Annotated in this window: 23 protein-coding genes; 12 read left to right on the top strand and 11 right to left on the bottom strand. The window is 62.1% G+C overall.

What is annotated here, in order from left to right; genetic code table 11:
• Nucleotides 1–33 precede the first annotated feature (33 nt).
• The 5 genes from HHL21_RS17350 to HHL21_RS17370 all read left to right on the top strand — a co-directional run bounded on the left by HHL21_RS17350 (nucleotide 34) and on the right by HHL21_RS17370 (nucleotide 6138).
• Entirely contained in the window at nucleotides 34–756 is a 723-nt protein-coding gene (locus HHL21_RS17350; RefSeq protein WP_169468149.1) for a DsbC family protein, read from the top strand.
• Nucleotides 757–835: 79 nt separating this feature from the next.
• On the top strand, nucleotides 836–1294 hold the full coding sequence (locus tag HHL21_RS17355) for a (2Fe-2S)-binding protein (protein ID WP_169468151.1): 459 nt from the start codon (nucleotides 836–838) through the stop codon (nucleotides 1292–1294).
• Between the two features lie 10 nt (nucleotides 1295–1304).
• A complete protein-coding gene (locus HHL21_RS17360; RefSeq protein ID WP_169468153.1) occupies nucleotides 1305–3521 on the top strand; it encodes a xanthine dehydrogenase family protein molybdopterin-binding subunit in 2217 nt (738 codons plus the stop codon).
• Nucleotides 3522–3529: 8 nt separating this feature from the next.
• A complete protein-coding gene (locus tag HHL21_RS17365; RefSeq protein ID WP_169468155.1) occupies nucleotides 3530–4120 on the top strand; it encodes a nucleotidyltransferase family protein in 591 nt (196 codons plus the stop codon).
• A gap of 200 nt (nucleotides 4121–4320) precedes the next feature.
• Entirely contained in the window at nucleotides 4321–6138 is a 1818-nt protein-coding gene (locus tag HHL21_RS17370) for a M61 family metallopeptidase (RefSeq protein ID WP_169468156.1), read from the top strand.
• Between the two features lie 50 nt (nucleotides 6139–6188).
• Here the strand turns inward: HHL21_RS17370 and trpC are convergent, their stop codons facing one another.
• From trpC to HHL21_RS17410, 9 genes are all read right to left on the bottom strand, one after another.
• Entirely contained in the window at nucleotides 6189–6989 is an 801-nt protein-coding gene (trpC, locus tag HHL21_RS17375) for an indole-3-glycerol phosphate synthase TrpC (RefSeq protein WP_169468158.1), read from the bottom strand.
• Nucleotides 6990–6995: 6 nt separating this feature from the next.
• Nucleotides 6996–8030, bottom strand: a complete 1035-nt coding sequence (gene trpD / locus HHL21_RS17380) for an anthranilate phosphoribosyltransferase (RefSeq protein ID WP_169468160.1) — start codon at nucleotides 8028–8030, stop codon at nucleotides 6996–6998.
• Between the two features lie 13 nt (nucleotides 8031–8043).
• Entirely contained in the window at nucleotides 8044–8616 is a 573-nt protein-coding gene (locus tag HHL21_RS17385) for an anthranilate synthase component II (RefSeq protein WP_169468162.1), read from the bottom strand.
• A gap of 1 nt (nucleotide 8617) precedes the next feature.
• Nucleotides 8618–10114, bottom strand: coding sequence for an anthranilate synthase component I (gene trpE, locus HHL21_RS17390; protein WP_169468164.1), 1497 nt, complete (start codon nucleotides 10112–10114; stop codon nucleotides 8618–8620).
• A 191-nt stretch (nucleotides 10115–10305) separates the two neighbouring features.
• Nucleotides 10306–11019, bottom strand: coding sequence for a phosphoglycolate phosphatase (locus HHL21_RS17395; protein WP_169468166.1), 714 nt, complete (start codon nucleotides 11017–11019; stop codon nucleotides 10306–10308).
• Between the two features lie 72 nt (nucleotides 11020–11091).
• Nucleotides 11092–11454, bottom strand: coding sequence for a CorA family divalent cation transporter (locus HHL21_RS21800; protein ID WP_370659754.1), 363 nt, complete (start codon nucleotides 11452–11454; stop codon nucleotides 11092–11094).
• Between the two features lie 26 nt (nucleotides 11455–11480).
• The gene (locus HHL21_RS21805; RefSeq protein WP_229496534.1) at nucleotides 11481–11969 is read right to left on the bottom strand and encodes an ATP-grasp domain-containing protein; all 489 of its coding nucleotides are present in this window, start codon (nucleotides 11967–11969) and stop codon (nucleotides 11481–11483) included.
• Entirely contained in the window at nucleotides 11903–12433 is a 531-nt protein-coding gene (locus HHL21_RS17405; protein WP_169468170.1) for a RimK-like ATPgrasp N-terminal domain-containing protein, read from the bottom strand. The genes HHL21_RS21805 and HHL21_RS17405 overlap by 67 nt, the downstream gene beginning before the upstream one ends.
• A gap of 178 nt (nucleotides 12434–12611) precedes the next feature.
• The gene (locus tag HHL21_RS17410; protein ID WP_169468178.1) at nucleotides 12612–13772 is read right to left on the bottom strand and encodes a GNAT family N-acetyltransferase/peptidase C39 family protein; all 1161 of its coding nucleotides are present in this window, start codon (nucleotides 13770–13772) and stop codon (nucleotides 12612–12614) included.
• A gap of 782 nt (nucleotides 13773–14554) precedes the next feature.
• Here HHL21_RS17410 and HHL21_RS17415 point away from each other — a divergent pair.
• Nucleotides 14555–14734, top strand: coding sequence for a hypothetical protein (locus tag HHL21_RS17415; RefSeq protein ID WP_169468180.1), 180 nt, complete (start codon nucleotides 14555–14557; stop codon nucleotides 14732–14734).
• 21 nt (nucleotides 14735–14755) lie between these two features.
• Here HHL21_RS17415 and rpe read toward each other — a convergent pair whose 3' ends face one another.
• A complete protein-coding gene (rpe, locus tag HHL21_RS17420; protein ID WP_169468182.1) occupies nucleotides 14756–15427 on the bottom strand; it encodes a ribulose-phosphate 3-epimerase in 672 nt (223 codons plus the stop codon).
• A 167-nt stretch (nucleotides 15428–15594) separates the two neighbouring features.
• Here rpe and apaG point away from each other — a divergent pair, with 167 nt between their 5' ends.
• Nucleotides 15595–15969: a Co2+/Mg2+ efflux facilitator ApaG/CorD gene (gene apaG, locus HHL21_RS17425; RefSeq protein ID WP_169468184.1), complete on the top strand. Its 375-nt coding sequence runs from the start codon at nucleotides 15595–15597 to the stop codon at nucleotides 15967–15969.
• Here the strand turns inward: apaG and HHL21_RS22315 are convergent, their stop codons facing one another.
• Complete coding sequence (locus HHL21_RS22315; RefSeq protein WP_502570488.1) at nucleotides 15970–16389, bottom strand: hypothetical protein; 420 nt, start codon at nucleotides 16387–16389, stop codon at nucleotides 15970–15972.
• Between HHL21_RS22315 and mltA the strand changes: the two genes are divergently transcribed.
• The 5 genes from mltA (at nucleotide 16388) to HHL21_RS17450 (ending at nucleotide 21549) form a co-directional block, all read left to right on the top strand.
• Entirely contained in the window at nucleotides 16388–17353 is a 966-nt protein-coding gene (gene mltA, locus HHL21_RS17430; RefSeq protein WP_502570490.1) for a murein transglycosylase A, read from the top strand. The two genes, HHL21_RS22315 and mltA, sit on opposite strands and share 2 nt — an antisense overlap.
• Before the next feature lie 62 nt (nucleotides 17354–17415).
• On the top strand, nucleotides 17416–18192 hold the full coding sequence (locus HHL21_RS17435) for an enoyl-CoA hydratase (RefSeq protein ID WP_169468188.1): 777 nt from the start codon (nucleotides 17416–17418) through the stop codon (nucleotides 18190–18192).
• 25 nt (nucleotides 18193–18217) lie between these two features.
• On the top strand, nucleotides 18218–18940 hold the full coding sequence (locus HHL21_RS17440) for a LuxR family transcriptional regulator (RefSeq protein ID WP_370659750.1): 723 nt from the start codon (nucleotides 18218–18220) through the stop codon (nucleotides 18938–18940).
• Between the two features lie 118 nt (nucleotides 18941–19058).
• Entirely contained in the window at nucleotides 19059–19991 is a 933-nt protein-coding gene (locus HHL21_RS17445) for an ABC transporter ATP-binding protein (protein WP_169468190.1), read from the top strand.
• Between the two features lies 1 nt (nucleotide 19992).
• Entirely contained in the window at nucleotides 19993–21549 is a 1557-nt protein-coding gene (locus HHL21_RS17450) for an ABC transporter permease subunit (RefSeq protein ID WP_169468192.1), read from the top strand.
• Nucleotides 21550–22029 lie beyond the last annotated feature (480 nt).

Genomic DNA, 22029 nt, shown 5'->3' on the forward strand with positions numbered 1-22029 from the left:
CTCAAATTCATTCGCAGGACAACCGGAGAAGTCATGGTAAAAAATAAACTCGCACTGTTGATGTTGACCGCGCTGGCCGCTGGGTGCGGCAATGCGCAGACCCCAGTGGAAGCAAACATCAAGAAAGTGATCGAGCCACGTCTCGGTGGAGGCGTCAAGATTGAATCGGTCAAGGCCACGCCTTATTCCGGACTGTATGAAATCCGCGCCGGCGGCGACATCCTCTACACCGACAAGAAGGGCGAGTTCCTGTTCATCGGCCACGTGTACAACGCCAAGACCTCGGAAGACCTGACCAAGGTACGCCTCGACGAAATCAACAAGATCAATTTCGCCGATCTGCCGTTCGAATCGGCGCTCAAGATGGTCAAGGGGAATGGCAAGCGCGTGATGGCGATCTTCGAAGACCCGAACTGCGGCTACTGCAAGCGCTTCCGCCAGACCACGCTCAAAGAGGTGGATAACGTGACGGTCTACACCTTCATGTACAACATCCTGTCCGAGGACTCGGTCACCAAATCGCGCAACATCTGGTGCGCGGCGGACCGCAACAAAGCGTGGGATGAATGGATGATCTCGGGCAAAGTAGCCGGAGCCGCACCGGCCAGGTGCACCGACCCGCATGACCAGATCTTCGCCCTTGGCCGCAAGATGCGCATCGAAGGCACGCCTGCCATCTTCTTCACCGATGGCAGCCGGATCCCGGGCGCCGTCGATCTGAAGGTGCTCGAAGCGAAGTTCGCTTCAATCAAATAAACGGTACGCGGGCTTCGGGCCCGCGTTTTACATCTGCAGTACCAATTACAAAAAATCTCAGTCCAAAGCGGGAGCAGGTATGGTCACACTGAATATCAACGGGCGCGACATGCAGGTCGACGCCGACGAATCGACGCCGGTACTGTGGGCGCTGCGCGATAACCTCAACATGACTGGCACGAAGTTCGGCTGCGGCGCGGCGCTGTGCGGCGCCTGCACCGTGCACCTGAACGGCGCGCCGGTGCGCTCCTGCGTCACGCCGATCGCGGCAGCGGTGGGCCAGAAGCTCACCACCATCGAGGCGATGGAAGGCGACAAGGTCGGCAAGGCGGTCCAGGATGCGTGGGTACGCCATGACGTTCCGCAGTGCGGCTACTGCCAGAGCGGCCAGGTGATGAGCGCCGCGGCCCTGCTGCGCACGAACAGGGCGCCGAGCGACGCCGACATCGATTCCGCCATGAGCGGGAACATCTGCCGCTGCGGCACCTATCAACGTATCCGCGCCGCCATCAAGGACGCCGCGAAAACCCTGGCCTGAGGAGAGCACCATGCGTAAAGAATGGATCGACCAGGCCGCGCTCGCGCGTCCTGCGCAAGGCGGCATGTCGCGCCGCAGTTTCATCAAGGCCGGCACGCTCGCTACTGGCGGGCTGGTACTGGGCTTCTTCCTGCCAGGTGCGAACAAATTCGCCCAGGCCGCCGATGCACCGAAGCCGGTGTTCGCGCCCAACGCTTTCCTGCGCATCGCGCCGGACAATACCGTCACCGTCATGGTCAACCGGCTCGAATTCGGGCAGGGCGTGCACACCGCGCTGCCCATGCTGATCGCAGAGGAACTCGACGCCGACTGGTCGCAGGTCCGCGGCGAGCTGGCGCCGGCCGGCGACGCGTTCAAGGACCCGGCGTTCGGCATGCAGATGATCGGCGGGTCGGGCAGCGTGGCGCACTCGTTCATGCAGTACCGCGAAATCGGCGCGAAGGCGCGCGCGATGCTGATCGCCGCAGCCGCGCAGCAGTGGAACGTCAAGCCGGAGCAGTGCCGCACCGAGAATGGTTTCGTGATCGGGCCTTCTGGGCAAAAGGCGAACTACGGTTCGCTCGCGGATGCGGCGATGAAGCTGCCGGTGCCTGCTACCGTCGCGCTCAAGGATCCGAAAGACTTTCGTTTCATCGGCAAGCCCGCCAAGCGGCTGGATGCGCGCGCGAAATCGAACGGTACGCAGCAATTCGGCATTGACTTCACGCTGCCGGACGCGAAGGTCGCGGTGATTGCGCACCCGCCGGTGTTTGGCGCGAAGGTCGCGAAGTTCGACGCCACCAAGGCGAAAACCATCAAGGGCGTGCTCGACGTGTTTGAAGTGCCGGCCGACCGTGGCGGCAGCGGTATCGCCGTCATCGCGACCGGCTACTGGCCCGCAAAGCAGGGCCGCGATGCGCTGGTCGTGGAGTGGGACACCGCAGGCGTCGAAATGGTCAGCAGCGACAAGCAGCTGGCTGAATTTTCCGCACTGGCCAAGACGCCGGGCGCGGTCGCGATGAAGGCGGACATGTCGCGCCTGCGCGGCGCTCCGAAAAAAATCTCGGCCCAGTATGAGTTCCCGTATCTGGCGCACACGCCAATGGAACCGCTTAACTGCGTGGTCGACCTGAAGGCGGACAGCTGCACAGTCTGGGCGGGTTCGCAGTTCCAGACCACCGATCACGCGGCTATCACGAAAACGTCCGGACTCAAGCCGGAGCAGGTCACCCTGAACACGATGATGGCTGGCGGCGGCTTTGGCCGCAGGGCGGTGCCGACGTCGGACTACATCATCGAAGCGGTCAACGTCGCCAAGGCCTGGAATGCGACCGGCAAAGGTGGTCCCGTGAAGGTGATGTGGAGCCGCGAGGACGACGTCCGCGGCGGCTACTACCGTCCTTCGTACGTGCACCGCGCCGAGATCGGCCTGGACGCCAAGGGCAATATCCTCGCCTGGGACCACACCATCGTCGGCCAGTCGATCATGGCGGGTACGATGTTCGAGCCGTTCATGGTCAAAAATGGCGTCGATGCGACCACGACCGAGGGCATGGGAGCGCCTTACGACCTGCCGCTCAACCTCTCGGTCCATTCGCCTAAAGCCAATGTGCCGGTGTTGTGGTGGCGTTCGGTCGGTTCGACCCATACTGCGTATGTGATGGAAACGCTGATCGACGAGGCGGCCCACATCGCGGGCGCCGATCCGGTCGCATACCGCCGCAAGCTGATCGGCGAGAAGCACAAGCGCCACCTGGCGGCGCTCGACCTCGCGGTGGCGAAGTCGGGCTACGGAAAAAAGAAGCTGGCGAAAGGCCGCGCCTGGGGTGTGGCGGTGCATGAGTCGTTCAACTCGGTGGTGGCTTATGTCGTCGAAGCGTCGGTGACAAAGGGCGTGCCGAAGCTGCACAAAGTAACCGCTGGTGTGCACTGCAACCTCGCCGTCAATCCGCTGACCATCGAAGCGCAGGTGCAGGGCGCCGCATTGATGGCGCTCGGGACCACCTTGCCCGGAGCCGCGATCACGCTGAAGGATGGCGTCGTCGAACAGCAGAACTTTGGCGACTACACCGTGGCACGCATGAACGACATGCCACAGGTGGACGTGCACATCGTTCCATCGTCCGATCCGCCGACCGGCATTGGCGAACCAGGCCTGCCACCGCTGGCGCCTGCGTTCGCCAACGCCGTGTTCCGGCTGACTGGCAAGCGCTTGCGCAAGCTGCCGTTCGACCTGAAGACGGCGTAAGGAGGCGCATGGCGCTTGTCGGCATTCTGCTGGCCGCCGGCCGGGGGCGGCGTTTCGATCCTTCGGGCGAGCGGAACAAGCTGCTGCAACCGCTTCCCGGCGGCGACGCCGTCGTCGTGGCAAGCGCCAGGCACCTGCTTGCCGCGCTGCCGGAGGTGGTCGCCGTGGTCGGGCCGGAAGGAGAGGGCGTCGCTGCCGAACTGCGCGCCCTTGGCTGCCGCGTGACGGTTTGCGCCGATGCTGGCGCTGGCATGGGTGTGTCGCTGGCACACGCGATCGGCCACACAGCACCTCAGGCAGCTGGATGGCTCATTGCGTTAGGCGACATGCCTCATGTGCTGCCCTCTACCATCAGGGCGCTGGCGCAGGCAGTCGAGCAGGGGCACGCCATCGCAGTACCGGTCATGGGCGGCCGTCGCGGCAACCCGGTTGCCTTCGGCCGGCAGCATCTGGCGGCCCTGCTGGCGCTGGACGGCGACCAGGGCGCGCGCAATATTGTGAAAGCGAATCCGGTGATTGAGATCGCGGTCGACGATCCGGGAATATTCCAGGACGTCGACACCGCCGCGGACCTTAGCGCGCAGCGGGATTCAGGCTAAACTATCGTCGACCATGATCGGAAAAAACGATAGATGACTCATGCCCCAGCGCGTAATCGCATACTGAAGCACTTATGGAGTTTGACCATGCCCCAACACCAAAGTTCAAAACATTTTTACACTTTGACGGCTGCGGGCGCTACGCGCCAGGCTCCTTTCACTCCCCGTCCTGAAGGACGAGGTTTCTCGGAACAAATCTGATGAAAAAGACATCCGCTAAAAAAGCGCCTGCAATCCAGTACACCATTATTCCGAAGAACCTCGCGGGCCACCTGTTTGACGTCACGGTGACGGTTGCGGCGCCCGCGGACGACGGCCAGGTATTTGCGCTGCCGGCGTGGATTCCCGGCAGTTACATGATCCGCGAATTCGCGCGCAACATCGTCCAGATCCAGGCCGAGTCGAATGGCAAGCCGGTCGCGCTCACCAAGGTCGACAAGCACACCTGGCGCGCGGCGCCGGTGTCCGGCGCGCTCACTTTGCAGTATGAAGTCTACGCGTGGGACCTGTCGGTGCGCGCGGCCCACCTGGACCAGAGCCACGGCTTCTTCAACGGCACCAGCGTATTCCTGCGTGTGCTTGGACAGGAAGAGCTGTCGCATGAAGTCGACATCCAGCGTCCGCGCGACCCCGCCGCCGAGACCTGGCGTGTGGCGACCGCGATGGCGGAGCTGGGCGCGAAGCGCTACGGCTTCGGCACGTATGTGGCAGCGAATTACGATGAGCTGATCGACCATCCGGTCGAGATGGGCGATTTCGCCCTCGGCACTTTCAAGGCGCACGGCATCCCGCACGACATCGTCATCACCGGCCGCGTGCCGAACCTGGACATGGGCCGCCTGCAGGCAGACCTGAAGACGCTGTGCGAAACCCAGATCGCGTTCTTTGAGCCGCGCACCAAGCGCGCGCCGATCGACCGTTACGTGTTCCTGACCATGGCGGTTGGCGATGGCTACGGCGGGCTGGAACACCGCGCCTCCACCGCCCTGGTCTGCAACCGCAACGACCTGCCAAGCACCAGCGCGCCGAAGTTTTCGGAGCCGGGCGACGGATACGTGAAGTTCCTCGGGCTGTGCAGCCACGAGTATTTCCATACGTGGAATGTAAAGCGCATCAAGCCGGCGGCGTTTGCGCCGTACGACCTGCAGGCCGAGACGTACACGCCGCTTCTCTGGCTGTTCGAAGGTTTCACCAGTTATTACGACGACCTGCTGCTGCTGCGTAGTGGGCTGATTAGCGAAGCGGTCTACCTCAAGCTGCTCGGTAAATCGATTGGCGGAGTCCTGCGCGGCAGCGGCCGCACCAAGCAGAGCGTGGCCGATTCAAGTTTCGACGCCTGGAGCAAATACTATCGCCAGGACGAGAACGCGCCGAACGCGATTGTCAGCTACTACGGCAAGGGCTCGCTGATCGCGCTTGCTTTCGACCTCACCATTCGCGCGAAGACCGAGGGCAAGAAGTCGCTCGACGACATCATGGTGGCGCTGTGGCAGCGGTTCGGGCATGACTTCTACCCGACAGTCGGCCGTGGCGTGACCGAGGCGGAGGTTGAGGCGCTGTTCGATGAAGTCAGCGGGCTGAAACTCAAGCCGCTGTTCGAACGTTATGTGCGCGGCACGGAAGACCTGCCGCTGGCGAAGCTCTATGCGCCGTTCGGCATCAAGCTGGCGGACGAGCGCAAGAACGTCAAGCCGTCATTCGACGTGAGCATCGGGCGCGAAGGAGCGGACTGCAAACTGAGCCAGGTGCACGAGGACGGGGCTGCGCATCGCGCGGGACTGTCGGCGGGGGATTTGCTGGTTGCGGTCGATGGGCTGCGGGTGGCGGGGAATCCGTGCAACCTGGATGGGCTGCTGTCGCGGTTCAAGGTGGGCGATACGGTGACAGTGCACGCGTTCCGGCGCGATGAGCTGATGACCTTTGATTTGGTGCTGCAGGGTGACCGGGTGCCGGGGATTACGCTGGCGGCGCCGGACAAGAAGCTGAAGGGTTTGACGCGGCCAAGCGCGGCGCGTTGATAAGCGGCGGAAGGGCGAAGGAATCGGCGTCCCCCGTCATCCGCCGTTTCTTAGCCGAACAGCCGTTCCAATTCCAAACCCGGATCCGGCGCGCGCATGAACGCTTCACCGACCAGGAACGCATGCACATTCGCATCGCGCATGCGCTTCACATCATCCGGCACCATGATCCCCGATTCCGTCACCACCAGCTTCTCGGCCGGTATGCGCGGCAGCAGCCCAATCGTGGTCTCCAGCGACGTTTCGAACGTCCGCAAATTGCGGTTGTTGATGCCCACCAGCGGCGTACGCAGCTTGAGTGCAGCGGTTAGCTCGTCGCCATCATGCACTTCAACCAGCACATCCAGTCCCAGCTCTAGCGCGCACGCTTCCATCTCCGCCATCAGCCCATGATCAAGCGCCGAGACGATCAGCAAAATCGCATCCGCCCCCATCGCACGGGCTTCATAGATCTGGTACAGGCCGATCATGAAGTCCTTGCGCAGCACCGGAATCTCAACCGCCGCGCGCGCCTGCTTCAGGTACTCGACCGAGCCCTGGAAGAAATTCACGTCGGTCAGTACCGACAGGCACGCCGCACCATGCCGCGCATAGCTCTCCGCGATATTCGCGGGACGGAAGTCCTGGCGCAGCACGCCCTTGGATGGCGACGCTTTCTTTACTTCCGCGATGACGCCAGCATTGCCCGCCGCGATCTGCTTGCGGAGGCTCGCTTCGAAACCGCGCAGGTTGCGGCGCCCTTCAGCGTCAGCTTCCACTTCGCGGCGCAGGCTGGCCAGGTCACGGTGCTTCTTTGCGGCGGCGACTTCATCCGCCTTGACCGCCAGGATTTTATTAAGAATGTCTGACATGATCTGTTAGCTCGCACCGAGTTGCTGGGTAACCTGGACGAACTGTTCGAGCTTGGCCTTCGCCGCGCCCGAGTTGATCGCCGCGCGCGCCTTCGCCAGGCCGTCTTCGATCGACGACGCGACACCGGCCGCGTACAACGCCGTCGCTGCGTTCAGGCAGACGATGTCGTACGGCGCGCCAGGCTCGCCGTTCAGCGCTTCCATCATCATCGCCATCGATTCAGTGGAATTCGCTACCTTCAGGTTGCGGCTCGCGATCATCTGCATGCCGAAGTCTTCCGGGTGGATTTCATATTCGCGGATTTCGCCGTTGACCAGCTCACCGACCATGGTCGCAGCGCCGAGCGACACTTCGTCCATGTTGTCGCGGCCCCAGACCACTACCGCGTGCTGCGCGCCCAGGCGCTGCAATACGCGCACCTGGATGCCGACGAGGTCGGGGTGGAATACGCCCATCAGGATATTCGGGGCGCCGGCCGGGTTGGTCAGCGGTCCGAGGATGTTGAAGATCGTGCGCACGCCCAGTTCACGGCGCACCGGCGCTGCATGCTTCATCGCCGCGTGGTGGTTCGGCGCGAACATGAAGCCGATGCCGGTCTGCGCGATCGACTGCGCGATCTGCTCGGGCTTGAGGTTGATGTTGGCGCCCAGTGCTTCGATGACGTCGGCGCTGCCGGACGACGACGACACGCTGCGCCCGCCGTGCTTGGCGACGCGCGCACCGGCTGCGGCGGCGACGAACATCGACGCGGTCGAGATGTTGAAGGTGTGAGCGCCGTCGCCGCCCGTGCCGACGATGTCGAGCAGGTTGGTGGTGTCGGCCATCGGCACCTTGGTCGAGAACTCGCGCATGACTTGCGCCGCGGCGGCGATCTCGCCGATGGTTTCCTTCTTGACGCGCAGGCCCATCGTCAGCGCCGCGACCATCGTCGGCGACATTTCGCCGGACATGATCTGGCGGAACAGGTGCAGCATCTCGTCGTGGAAAATCTCGCGGTGTTCGATACAGCGCAGCAGGGCTTCTTGTGGGGTGATCGGCATGGTGGCTCCTGGGTTATCGCGCTGTGCGCTCGAGGAAATTCTTCAGCAGTGCGTGCCCGTGTTCGGACAGGATCGACTCGGGGTGGAACTGCACTCCCTCGATGTCGTATTCCTTGTGGCGCACGCCCATGATTTCGCCGTCGTCGGTCCACGCGGTCACTTCCAGGCAGGCCGGCAGCGACGAGCGCTCGATCGCCAGCGAGTGATAGCGAATCACGGTGAACGGGCTCGGGAGTCCCTTGAACACCCCTTCGCCGGTGTGCGCGATCAGCGAGGTCTTGCCGTGCATGACCTTCTTGGCGCGGATGACCTTGCCGCCGAACGCAGCGCCCATCGCCTGGTGGCCGAGGCACACGCCCAGGATCGGCACCTTGCCTTTAAAGTGTTCGAGGATCGCAACCGAGATGCCCGCTTCGGCCGGCGTTTTCGGCCCCGGCGAAATGCAGATGCGGTCAGGCTTCATCGCTTCGATCTCTTCGATCGTGATTTCGTCGTTGCGCACGGTGCGCACTTCCTCGCCCAGCTCCCCGAAGTACTGCACCAGGTTGTAGGTGAACGAGTCGTAGTTATCGATCATCAGCAGCATGTCAGAGCTCCCCATCCAGGCCGTCTTGCACCTGTTCTGCCGCGCGCAGCACGGCGCGCGCCTTGTTTTCGGTTTCCTGCCATTCCATCTCGGGAATCGAGTCGGCGACGATGCCGGCCGCGGCCTGCACGTACAGCATGCCGTCCTTGACCACGCCGGTGCGGATCGCAATCGCCACGTCCATCTCGCCGCCGAACGACAGGTAGCCGCAGGCGCCGCCGTAGATGCCGCGCTTGGTCGGTTCCAGTTCGTCGATGACTTCCATCGCGCGCACTTTCGGCGCGCCGGTCAGGGTCCCGGCAGGGAAGGTCGCACGCAGCACGTCGAGATTCGACATGCCTTGTTTCAGCTTGCCTTCGACGTTCGAGACGATGTGCTGCACATGCGAGTACTTTTCGATGACCAGGCGGTCTGTGACAACCACGCTGCCGATTTCCGAAATGCGGCCCAGGTCATTGCGGGCCAGGTCGATCAGCATCACGTGTTCGGCGATTTCCTTCGGGTCCGCCAGCAGTTCCTCGGCCAGCTGCGCATCGCGTTCCGGCGTCGCGCCGCGCGGGCGGGTGCCGGCGATCGGGCGCAGCGTGACCTTGCGGCCGCCGTCGGGCAGGGTCTCGTTGCGGACCAAAATCTCGGGCGAGGCGCCGACGATCTGCATGTCGCCGAAATTGTAGTAGTACATGTACGGCGACGGGTTCAGCGAACGCAGCGCGCGGTACAAGGTCAGTGGATTGTCGACGTAGGGCTTGCGGATGCGCTGGCCGATCTGCACCTGCATCAGGTCGCCGGCCATCACGTATTCGTGCGCGCGGGCCACCGCCTTCAGGTAGTCTTCCTTGCTGAAGTCGCGGATCGCTTCGGTGCGCACCGAGCTCGATGTCACCGGTGCGTCGACGCCGCGGCGCAGCATCATGCGCAGGTCCTTCAGGCGCTGGCGCGCTTTCGAGAACGACTCGGGCTGGGTGGTGTCGGCGTAGACGATCAGGTACAGCTTGCCGGACAGGTTGTCGATGACCGCCAGTTCCTCGGTCACCATCAGCTGGATGTCGGGCAGGCCAAGGTCGTCTTTCGGCGCGCCGTTGGCCAGCTTGCGTTCAATGTGGCGCACGGTGTCGTAGCCGAAGTAGCCGGCCAGGCCGCCGCAGAAGCGCGGCATGCCGGGACGCAGCGCGACCTTGAAGCGCGACTGGTACTGTTCGATGAAGTCGAGCGGGTTGCCGTCGTCGGTTTCGATGACGCTGCCGTTCTTGACGATCTCGGTGCGGCTGCCGAAGGTGCGCAGCACGCTGGTCGCCGGCAGGCCGATGAAGGAGTAGCGGCCGAAGCGTTCGCCGCCGACCACCGATTCGAGCAGGAAGGTGTTCTTGCCGGCGTTCTGGGTCTGGGCCAGCTTGAGGTAGAGCGTGAGCGGGGTTTCGAGATCGGCGAAAGCTTCCGCGATCAATGGAATACGGTTATAGCCTTCAGCGGCCAGCGATTGGAATTCGAGTTCGGTCATGCTTTTCTCCAGGCCGCCAGACATGGTTACGGATGGCGGTGGGTTTCAAAAAACCTGTCGGCGTGCAGGTGCAGACGACAGCAATCAAGTGGGTTACTTGGCCCAGGATTGCCAGCGTCGCCAAAGCCAGGCCTCAATCGAGCCGGCTTGCGTGACATGGTGTTTTTTGGTGAAAAACATGCGTATTTGGTTCAGTGTGCGCTGTGGTTATGCGTTTGAATCAGGGTTGCTGCTTGAAGCAACGATTCAACTATACCATCGGAATCCGTTTCGTGTATAGACCGTCCGTGGTTATAACCATATGGCACAGTCAGCACATAGCAGCCCGCCGCGCGCGCCGCTTCGGCGTCGTTCGAGGAGTCGCCGATGGCCACCACTTCGTGCGGCTTGAGGCCGAAATCGCTGCAGACCTGCAGCAGCGGCATCGGGTCCGGCTTCTTGCGCGGGAACGAGTCGCCGCCGTAAACAATCTCGAAGTACGGCGCGAGTCCCTTTTGCGCCAGCAGCGGCAGCGCGAACGCCAGCGGCTTGTTGGTCACGCAAGCAAGGCGCAGGCCTTGTGCGCGCATCGCCTTCAGTCCGGCCTCGACGTCGATATACGGCGTGCTGTGCTGGCCGTTGATGTCCAGGTAGTGGCGCTGGTAGGCGTCCATCGCCTCGCCGATGCGGTGTTCGACGCCGGCGGCGTCGAAGTCCTGCGCCAGCACGCTGCGGATCAGGTTCTCCGAGCCTTTGCCGACCATCAGCGCAATCGCTTCCTGCGTGATGGCGGCCAGGTCGAACTCGGCGCGCATGCGGTTGATCGCGACGTGGAAGTCGGGGATCGTGTCGAGCATCGTGCCGTCAAGGTCGATGATCGCCGCGCGGATCGGGGAATGAGGCGACTTGGTGGAGTTGGTAAACATGAAGGAGAGATGAGCATCGGTAAGGTATTTTATCGGAAATTCTCACAATCACGTCGGAACGAGCCGGCAGGCCTACAGCCAGGCAGCGCGCTTGAGCCTGCGGTGCAAATATGCGCTCACCGCGACAATCCCAAGCATGACAGTAGGGTAGCTCCAGCGCCATTTCAATTCAGGCATGACATCGAAGTTCATGCCATACAGGCTAAATACCATGGTCGGAACCGCGAGTATGGCGCCCCAGCCAGCAAGGCGCTTGACCACCTCGTTCTGCCGGATCGTTACCTGGGCGCCGTGGGCATTATCCAGCCGGCGCACCAGGTCGCGCAGGACAATACGGTACATGTCGTTACCCAGCACGCTGTCTTCATTGCCGGCGTCGATGTTCGGATTGTCATTGACTTCGATGACCACCGGACCGCGCGCGGTCATTTTCATGTCCACTCCATACAAGCCATCGCCGATCAGGTTGGCGGCAGCGACCGCGTATGCCAACAGGTCGGCTGGTACTTCGTCCAGCGGGACGGCGCGTGCCGCGCCAAACTTCGCCTGGCCGCCGGCGTCGCGCTTGGCGATCTGCCAGTGATTTTTTGACATGAAATATTGCTTGCGAAGATCGCCTCGCGATTCAACACACCGATGCGCCAGTCGAAATCCGTGTACATGTACTCCTGTACCAGAATCAGGGCCGATTGTGTCAGAAGGGTCTGGGCAGTTTCCTGGAATTCTTCCGCGGTAGTCACCTTGGTCACCCCGCGCGAAAATGCGCCGTCGGGGATCTTCATGACCATCGGATAGCCGATCTCGCGCTCGATCTCGCCGATATCCGTGACGTCCGCCCGCTGAAGCGCATAAGTGCGCGGTGTCGGTATTTTGTTCAGGCGCATCAGGTCGGCGAGGTAGACCTTGTTGGTGCAGCGCAGGATCGACATGGAGTCGTCGATGACGACCATGTCCTCGCTTTCCGCCTGTCCTCGTCGCGTTCGAATTCGACCCGCATCAGCGGCGTTGGGAAGGTCTCGAAAATCTGGCGCGCCAGCCCGGCCAGCGGCGTGTATCCGGTCGTGCCGAAATAGATATCCATCGAAAACTCGACCGGCATGGGACGGTCGTCCGGGTGGTCGAGCGACTGGTTCAGGGCGTAGTCCAGCTCGTCCGTGTCGAGGCAGTAGATCGCCTTGCGCGACAGGTCGTTGATCGTCTTCACCGAGGGCAGCACCGCCTGCCTCCTGGCCTCGGCCAGCAGCGAGCAGTAATAACCGACCGACAGGTACTTGTAACTGCGGCACAGGTTGATGATGGTGGTGCCTGGTGCCGCATGATGGTCGGGAGAGCCCAGGAATTGGGCGGCAGTCACGATCTTGTACGGCGTCGAGGCATCGGGCCAGTCTTTGAGCTGCTCAACGACGATAATCAAGCGTGGGATCGTGGCGCGCGACCGGAGGGAAGCCTTGCGCGGGTTGGCGGGAGGCTCGTTGGAATCGTCGTCGGCGTGGGCTGCAAAGTGTGCAATCGCGGGGCGTGGTAGCTTGCTACGAATTATTTCCATAATTTATCGGGGTGGGGACCGGCCGGTCTTGAGGCCGTTCGTTGGACTACTGGGATGGGGGGTAAATGACAACCACGGCTTTGGTGGCATGACGGCCATAACGCGCCATGCGTTCAAAATCTTTCTTCAGAATGGCCATGTTGATCCGCTCGTCGGGCGCTCGCCCGCTGGCGTTGTCCGGGTCGTGGATGAAAAAATAGCGGTCGTCGCAGCCGGTGACGACAACCCAATGCGGGGCGCGCTCGCGCGTGAGCCTGTAGGTCGAGATCAGTACCATCGGGATGCCGCCGTTGGCATAGCAGCGGGTCAGTTCGGCCGTGCCTGCGACCTTGTGGTGAACGGCGATGCCGGCCTCGCGCACCTGGCGGACGAAATCGTCGTGGACCAGGGTGATGACGTCGCGCTTCTCTTCACTGCGGACCGACTCGCGAAACAGCACGCCGTCGCCATTGACGTAAATTTCGGTCGGGTAGCCACGCCTGTGCGCGGCCAGGGCGAGTCCGTAGGGTCCGCAGCCGCCATGGCCAGCAGTCATGTAGATCGTGGTCGCCTCGCGCCAAATCTGAAGTTCAAGCGTTCGGTCCAGCACCAGGTCGCGGTCGAACGCCTTCATGGCCATCATCAGGCAGGACGCTCCGCAAGTAAAACCCAGGGTCTGCCGGTAGTAAGCGGTGCGGGCCAGCTCGGGACGCAAGCGCGCTGTCAGCGATTTCTCGAGCCGCAGTGCGTCCATGCCATCTTCGTAGTAACCAGCGTGCTCCCCAAAGACGACATATCCATGGCGAACAAACATCAGCTGCGAAGCCAGGTTGTCCTTGCGAATCTCCAGTCGCATAGCCACGCAGTTGTGAGCGAGGGCTAATTCTTCGGCAGCGCGCAGTAATCCAGATCCCACGCCCTGGCCCAGCCAGCCAGGCGCGGTGGCGATGGAATACACCCGCGCCAGCGACACGTCGGCACGAAACAGCAGGGTTATATAGCCGCGCGCCTGGTTGTCCACCTCGTCAATCAGTGTTAGAGAGTTGCCCTCAGTAAGAAGGTGGCGAAAGCTGCGCCGGCTAAGGCGGTCGGAATCGAAACTGGCCTCTTCTATATTAACCAGTGCCGCAATGTCCTCGGGGCCGGCCACCCGGATATGAGGAGGTTCGGGCGCTCGTGGCACTTCCGGACGCAGGCTTTCCGCAACTGGCTGGTCGACCTGATTCATCGTGTGGTTTCCCTTTTCGTTTCTTTGACGCTGAGGCAATCGTACCCACTGCCATCTAAAAACGGTGTCAAGAACACGGGTTAAACCATAAACAAGGTGTAAACGTGCGGCCCGATGAGAATAATTTTTTTACGCTTTGCTTACAAGGCAGGGTATGTTTTTTTAGAAATTTTTTACGGTTTGCTTGATACGCTTATTCCGTCAATGACGTATTACTGGCGGAGGCATCATGAAGACGTTTGCTAGCTTTTACCCACGGCGCCGGCGTGCACCTGCTCCATCGGCATGTTCCGCAGAGACGTGCACGATCCGCATGACGGTCGATGCCGGATCGATCACGACCTTGCCGCCAGCTGACGATGCGGGTGTGCGGGGAGGCGCTGGAATTCATGCGCATCGCTGTCTGCGCCGGTGGCGCAAGGATCCAGGTCTGGCTGTGCGTGCGTGTTTCATTCGCCCAGCTGCTGAGCGAAACCATCGCCCGGCAGTTGCCTGGCGCAGAGTTCAAGGGAAATACTGGCCAGCCTGGAGCTGCCCGATGATTGTCGCCATCGCCGGTATCGCAGGGCAAGCTCTCAGGACGCTCGTGGCTGCCAACCTGGCGGTATTACGCGCCCGCAAAGGCCGCAAGATCTGCATGGTAGATATTGATCCCCGCCACAGCGCATATGCCTGGAGTTGCAAGCGCGGCGTAGCCGGGCAGGGACCATTCGTCCCGGCCCGAACGCTGACAGGCCGCTCGCTGGCGGGCGAAATCGAAGCGCTGACCGCCGGCCGAGGACATGGCAGCCGTGCGGCTGTATGCCGCGCATGTAATGTCGGCGACCTTGGCCGCGACGGTCCTGCATGCACCCCATGCACTCGAGTACGGCCAGGGACGCTGCGTGTGCGACGCCGAAACGTGCGATCCCGAGATGGCAGCGGAGCTAAACTCCCTGTATCGCGAAGTCTACATGGACTAAGCGGTAGCCCTCCCGTTATTGTTACTTGCCGACGGTGGCCAGCTGTTCGCGCATCGCGTCGATGACGTCTTTGTAGTCTGGCTGGCCGAAGATGGCCGAGCCGGCGACGAAGGTGTCCGCGCCTGCCGCGGCAGCGGCGGCGATATTGTCGATCTTGATGCCGCCATCGACTTCCAGCAGGATGTCGCGGCCGGATTTGTCGATCATCGTGCGTGCGTAGGCGATCTTCTTGAGCGCTTCAGGGATGAAGGACTGGCCGCCAAAGCCCGGGTTGACCGACATGATCAGGATGATGTCGATCTTGTCCATCACGTGGTCGAGGTAGTGCATCGGGGTGCCCGGGTTGAACACCAGGCCGGCCTTGCAGCCGTTGTCGCGAATGAGCTGCAGCGTGCGGTCGATGTGCTCGGACGCTTCAGGGTGGAAGGTGATGATGTTGGCGCCGGCCTTGGCGAAGTCCGGGATGATGCGGTCGACCGGCCTGACCATCAGGTGCACGTCGATCGGCACCTGCACGTGGGGACGGATCGCCTGGCATACCAGCGGCCCAATCGTCAGGTTGGGAACATAGTGATTGTCCATCACGTCAAAATGGATAATGTCGGCGCCGGCTGCGACGACATTGCGGACTTCCTCGCCAAGGCGGGCGAAGTCGGCGGACAGGATGCTGGGAGCGATGCGGAAAGTGGTCATGACGTGGTCTTGCAATGGATTAAAGATGCGCCATTTTACGCTGTTCGCCAACGGCCATTGCGCCACGCCCGTATTTAACGGCGCGATGTATCATGGACGGAACACCCGCGCTGCGGGCACCTTTAGTTCACAAGAGCAACACAAATAGCAATACGCGAGAGGTATCGATGGCCGTTTATGACTTCGCTGTGACCGTTAGCACCCAGTACCTGGCGGAACAGTCCGACCCAGGCAACAGCAGTTACGTCTTCACCTACACCATTGCAATCAAGAATACCGGCAGCGTGCCGGCCCAGCTGATTTCACGGCACTGGGTTATCACCGACGGCAACAACCATGTGCAGGAAGTGCGCGGGCTTGGCGTCGTCGGGCACCAGCCGCTGCTCAAGCCGGGCGAACAGTTCGAATACACCAGCGGCACGCCGCTGCCGACGCCGCAGGGCTCGATGTTTGGCGAATATTTCTGCGTCGCGGAGGACGGCCATCGGTTCGAGGTCAAGATTCCCGAATTCGTGCTGTCGCTGCCGCGCACCTTGCACTGATCAGCGGTCCTGCTCGCCGGGCGCTTTGTCGTCGGCGGGCACGGGCGGGTTGTCGGCCGCCTGGTCGTCATTGTGTTTCGGTCCCGAGTACATCGTCCACCACACAATAAACAGCAGCAAGAACAGCGCGATACCCGCTTCAATCATCAGCAACCACATATCATTCCTTATGTTATCTACACGCCGCAGTTTACTCGTTTCGCTGGGAGCCGTCGCATTGACGTTGACGGCCTGCACCACAACACCGCCGCCACCGCCCATCATTATGCCGCCGCCGGTGAAGGTTGTACCGCCGCCGATGCCGGTGCCGGCTCCGCCGCCACCGAAGCCCGAGCCTGCGCCGTTGATGACGCCGTCGACATTCAGCGCCTTGCCTGGCTGGGACCGCGACGAGCTGCGCGAAGCGTGGCCGTCGTTCATGAACTCATGCATCGTGCTGGTGCGCCGGGCCGACTGGAGCCAGGCATGCACTGCCGCGCGGGTCATCGACGCCAATGACGGCGCCGCCATCCGCGCCTTCTTCGAGAGCTATTTCGTGCCGAACCTGATCCGCGCGGAAGACGGAGCCGACACCGGCCTGGTCACCGGCTACTACGAGCCATTGCTGCGAGGCGCGCGCAAACGCGGCGGCGAATTCCAGACGCCGCTATTTAAAGTGCCGGATGATTTGCTGACCGTCGACCTGGCAGGCGTGTATCCAAGCCTGAAGGGCATGCGCCTGCGCGGCCGGCTGGTCGGCAAGAAAGTCATCCCGTACGGCACGCGCGCCGAGATCGAACGGGCCGACGCCAATGGCAAGGAATTGCTGTGGGTCGATAACGCGGTCGATGCGTTCTTCCTCGAAGTGCAGGGATCCGGCCGCGTGGCACTGGCCGACACGGGCGAAACCGTGCGCGTCGCCTTCGCCGACCAGAACGGCCATCCGTACAAGGCAATCGGGCGTTGGCTGGTGGAGCAGGGCGAACTGACCGCCGAGCAGGCGACGATGCAGGGCATCAAGGGCTGGATCGAGGCCAACCCGGGCCGCCGCCAGGAGCTGTTCAATGCCAATCCGAGCTATATCTTCTTCAAGGAAGAGCGCCTGCCTGATCCGCGCGTGGGACCGAAGGGGGCGCTGGGCGTGCCGCTGACGCCAGCCCGGTCGGTGGCGATCGATCCGACCTTCATTCCGCTGGGCGCACCGATCTTCCTGGCCACCACCGAGGCTGCGAGCGAAGTGCCGATGCAGCGACTGATGATGGCGCAGGATACCGGCGGCGCGATTCGCGGCGCGGTGCGCGCGGACTTCTTCTACGGTTTTGGCAGCGAGGCGGGGGACAAGGCGGGCCGCATGAAGCAGCGCGGGCAGGTCTGGGTGCTGATGCCGAAGCGTGCCGGGCAATAGGCAGGCAGGGTAACTGACGCTACAATCGCGAATTCCGTATCAATTTAATAAAGGGGTGTCCCATGCAGTATTCTGATTTGCTGATCGAAACCCATGGCAAGGTTGCTGTCATTCGCCTGAACCGTCCAAAAGCGATGAACGCGTTGAACGACAACATGATGAATGAGCTGGGCGATGCGCTCTACAAGTTTGACGCGGACAGCAACATCAATTGCATCGTCCTGACCGGCAGCGAGAAAGCGTTCGCGGCGGGCGCCGATATCGCGGCCATGGCCAACTACAATTACCAGGACACCCACGGCGGCAACTACATCGGCCGCAACTGGGAACACATCCTGAATATCCGTAAGCCAGTGATCGGCGCCTGCGCCGGTTATGTACTGGGTGGCGGCTGCGAGCTGGCCATGATGTGCGATTTCCTTATCGCAGCTGAAAACGCCAAGTTCGGACAGCCGGAGATCAAGGTCGGCGTCACCCCTGGCGCCGGCGGCACCCAGCGTTTGCCGCGCACCATCGGCAAGTCGAAAGCGATGGACATGCTGCTGACCACCCGCATGATCGACGCGGCCGAAGCGGAACGCACCGGCCTGGTGTCGCGCGTTGTGCCTACCGAAAAACTGATCGAAGAGGCGATTGCCATTGCGACCCAGATCGCCGCCATGCCGGTGTCTGTCGCCATGCAGATCAAAGATGCGGTCAACCGCGCGTTCGAGACCACGCTGACCGAAGGCGTTCGCTACGAGCGCCGCTACTTCCACGCTGGTTTCGGCACCCCTGCGCAAAAAGAAGGCATGAGCGCGTTCCTCGAAAAGCGCGCGCCGAAGTTCGACGGCCTGTAAGAAGACCGGCCAACAGGAGCGTCCGGTGGGTTACAAGATGATCGATTGGCAGGACGCGCACCTGCAAGCTTTTCTTTCCGCACGAAACGAGACCGAGTTTTTTGCCAGCCTGGCCAAGGCGGTAAAGGAACTCGGTTTCGACTACTGCGCCTATGGCATGCGCAAGCCGCTGCCTTTATCCAATCCCAAGACGTTCATGCTCAATAACTACGCACCCGCGTGGCAGGAGCGTTACGTCGCCGAAGATTACCTGTCCATCGACCCGACCGTCGCCCACGGGATGAGGTCGGTATTGCCGCTGGTGTGGTCCGACAGCGTGTTCCAGGATTGCCGTCACTTCTGGGAAGATGCGAATTCGCACGGCGTGCGCGTCGGCTGGGCGCAGTCCTCGTTCGATGCGAGGGGCGTCGCCGGACTGCTGTCGTTGGCGCGATCCGAAGAGCCCTTGTCCGAAGCCGAACTGCGCCACAACGCGCCGCGGATGGCGTGGCTGGTTCAACTCGCCCATGAACGCATGACGTCGCTGTTGTCGGCCAAGGGCGGCAGCGACGAACCAGTCGTGCTGACAGCGCGCGAAATCGACGTCTTGCGCTGGACCGCCGACGGCAAGACGTCGAGCGAAGTGGGCGAGATCATGAATATCTCGGAGCGCACGGTCAATTTTCACGTCAACAACACCATCGCAAAACTGGGCACGACGAACAAAACCGCCGCCGTCATCAAGGCGGCGATGCTCCGCCTGCTCTGATCAATGATGGCAAACTGTCAGTATTGACAGTACCGCCGCAGCGCTGCCTGCCGTCTAATACCGTCTGAACCTGCATTCGCGATTTCGCCCCGTGCAGTAATGACTTCAGGAGATGATGATGGCACCACTGGACCAAACCTATCTAGCGCCGCCGGTACCGCGGCAGGCCCAGGGCGAGCTGCTGCGGCTCGACGGTGTCAGCTTTAAGTATCCTGGCGGGCACGCCGCCGTGGATGGGGTGAGCCTGTCGCTTGGCCCCGGCATCCTCGGCCTGCTCGGTCCAAACGGCGCCGGCAAGTCGACCATGATGCGCATGCTGGCCACGCTGACCCGGCCGACGGAAGGCCGCATCATCTGGAAGGGCGTCGATATCTCGCGCGATCCGGATGCGCTGCGCGTGTCGCTCGGCTACCTGCCGCAGGACTTCGGCGTCTATCCGGCGCTCAGCGCGCGCGAATTCCTGCGCTATCTCGCCGCGGTCAAGGGACTGCCTCAGAAGCTGGCGCGGCGCCGCGTCGACGAATGCATCGAACAGGTTGGGCTGAGCGCGGATGCTGACCGCCGCCTTGGCGATTTCTCGGGAGGCATGCGTCAGCGCGTCGGGATCGCCCAGGCCTTGCTCAACGATCCGCAACTGCTGATCGCCGACGAGCCGACCGTGGGCCTCGATCCTGGCGAGCGCCTGCGTTTCCGGCACCTGCTGACGGAACTGGCGGGCCAGCGGCTGGTCATACTGTGTACGCACATCGTGTCGGACGTGGAGGCGAGCGCGACGGCACTGGCAGTCATGCGCAAGGGCGCACTCGTTTTCTCGGGAAGTCCGGAGGCGTTGCTAGGCCGTGCGGACGGCAAGGTGTGGGACTGGACCGTGGAGCCGGAGCGGCTCGATGAAATCCGCGCCACCCATCATGTCAGCAACAGCTTGCGCCGTGCCGACGGGGTCCGCGTGCGCCTGATGTCCCCGACTTCGCCGGGGCCCGGCGCAGAGGCGGTACAGCCGTCGCTCGAGGATGCCTATGTGTCCTTGCTGGCCGACAGCGAGGAGCGCTGATATGGAAAGCGTGCGCCGTTTCGGCGCGATTGTCGGCGCCGACCTGCGGGAGCGGATGCGTTCAACCAAGTTCTGGGTAATCCAGGCGCTGCTGTGCATGGCCAGCTGGTGGAGTTTTCCAACCATGGAGCAGAACTACGTGGTGCTGGGGATTAATGGCCACCTGCGCGGAGAGTATTCAAGCGCATGGATCGGCATGGTGGTAGCGATGCTGGCGGTCTGGCTCTCGCTGGTGGGTTTCTATCTTGTGCGCGGGACCGTGGTGCGCGACTTCGAGACCCGCGTGTGGCAGCTGCTCGTGGCGACGCCGCTGACAAGGTCCGCCTACCTGCTGGCCAAATGGTGCAGCAACATGGCGGTCCTGTCGCTGGTGCTGGCCGGCGCGCTCGCCGTGGGCGTGGCGGCGCAGATGGTGCGCGGCGAGAATCTCCAGCTCGACCTGGTGGAATTGGTCAAGCCGGCGCTGTTCCTCGCGATTCCATCGCTTGCCCTCACGTCATTGCTGGCGCTGGTATTCGACCTCATTCCCTGGCTGCGCCGCACTGCCGGCAACGTGCTTTTCTTTATCCTGTGGATCGCTTCGCTTGCCGCCACGGTTCCCGGGATGAACTCCGCTGCGGCGCGCGAAGGCGGCGGCCCGTGGCTTGGCGATCCGCGCGGGATGATGGTGTTCCAGTATTCGCTGGTCCGCCAGGTGGCGCCACAGCTGAAGGATGAGGCACTGCGAACCGGGTTCTGCATGGTCTGCGGCGTGAAGAATCACCGGCGCGACCGGTTTGCGTGGCCCGAATGGCAGCAAGATGCCCCGATGGTGGCGGGCCGCCTGTTTTGGCTGCTGCTGGCGACAGGAGGCGTCCTGCTGTGCGCACCGTGGCTCGACCGGGCGGCCGCAAGCTGTGAAAAGCCGCGCGCGGCGTCCGCCAGCGGTAGCGGGCGTAGCATGCGCTTGCTGGACTTGCTGATGTCACCGCTTCAATCGACGCAGCTGGGCACGCTGGTCGCTGCCGAATTGCAGCTGACCTTGCGTCAGCGGCCGGGCTGGTGGTGGCTGGCGCTACTGTTTACGGCGGGCGCGGGGATGCTTGCGCCAATTCCTGCTGCGGCGCTCGCCGTCGTCGGGAGCTGGGCGCTGTTGCTCGACAGATATGGTCAGGCTGCACTCCATGAGCGTACGACGCGCACCGGCCCGCTTATTTTCAGCGCCACCGGTGCGGGAAAGCGTGTCCTGCTGGCCCGTTGGACCGTGCTGTTCGCGCTTGGTGCCCTGGTAAATCTGCCTGCGCTGATGCGCTTTGGCGCGACGCAACCAATGACCGCCCTGGCGATCCTTATTGTGGCGGCGTCGCTACCTGCGTGGTCATTGGCGATCGGGGCATTGACGGGGAATCCACGGACTTTTGAATTGCTGGCCTGCGTGTTCGGCTACCTCGCCCTGAATGAAGTTGCGGTACTGAATGTGAGTATCGACCCCGGTTGGACTTCACTGGTCCATATGGTGATGTTGCCGGTCGCGATTTTTGTCGCATCGAAGAGTTGGGTGCGGTTGAGCCAGCGATAAATCATCACCAATTAAAAATACTTGCGCGACCCCGCCAACGTTTGCTATAGTTCGCCTCCCGCTGATTTTGTTGTACGAAATCAAGTAGTTGCGAAAGATTCATCGGGCGTCTTCTGAAGAGACGGCAGGAAAAAAGAAGTTGACGAGCATCGCGAAACACTGCATAATCTCGCTTCTCTGTTGCTGACAAACACAACGCTTTGTCGATAAGCAGCAAGCAGTACCGAATAAAGTTCTTTAAAAATTAACAGTCGATAAGTGTGGGCGTTTGATGAAGGTGCCAGTGACTTCGGTTACTGATTACTTAAATTATCAAATGTTCACAAAAAAGAAATACGTTGCTCAGCAATGAGTAACGGTCAGTATTTTGAGTGAGCGACCTCGCAGCAATGCGAGTGGCAGAAATGCCAACAAACAGAGATTAAACTGAAGAGTTTGATCCTGGCTCAGATTGAACGCTGGCGGCATGCTTTACACATG

It is taken from the genome of Massilia polaris, from assembly GCF_012927275.1.
GTDB classification, from domain to species: Bacteria; Pseudomonadota; Gammaproteobacteria; order Burkholderiales; family Burkholderiaceae_D; genus Telluria_A; species Telluria_A polaris.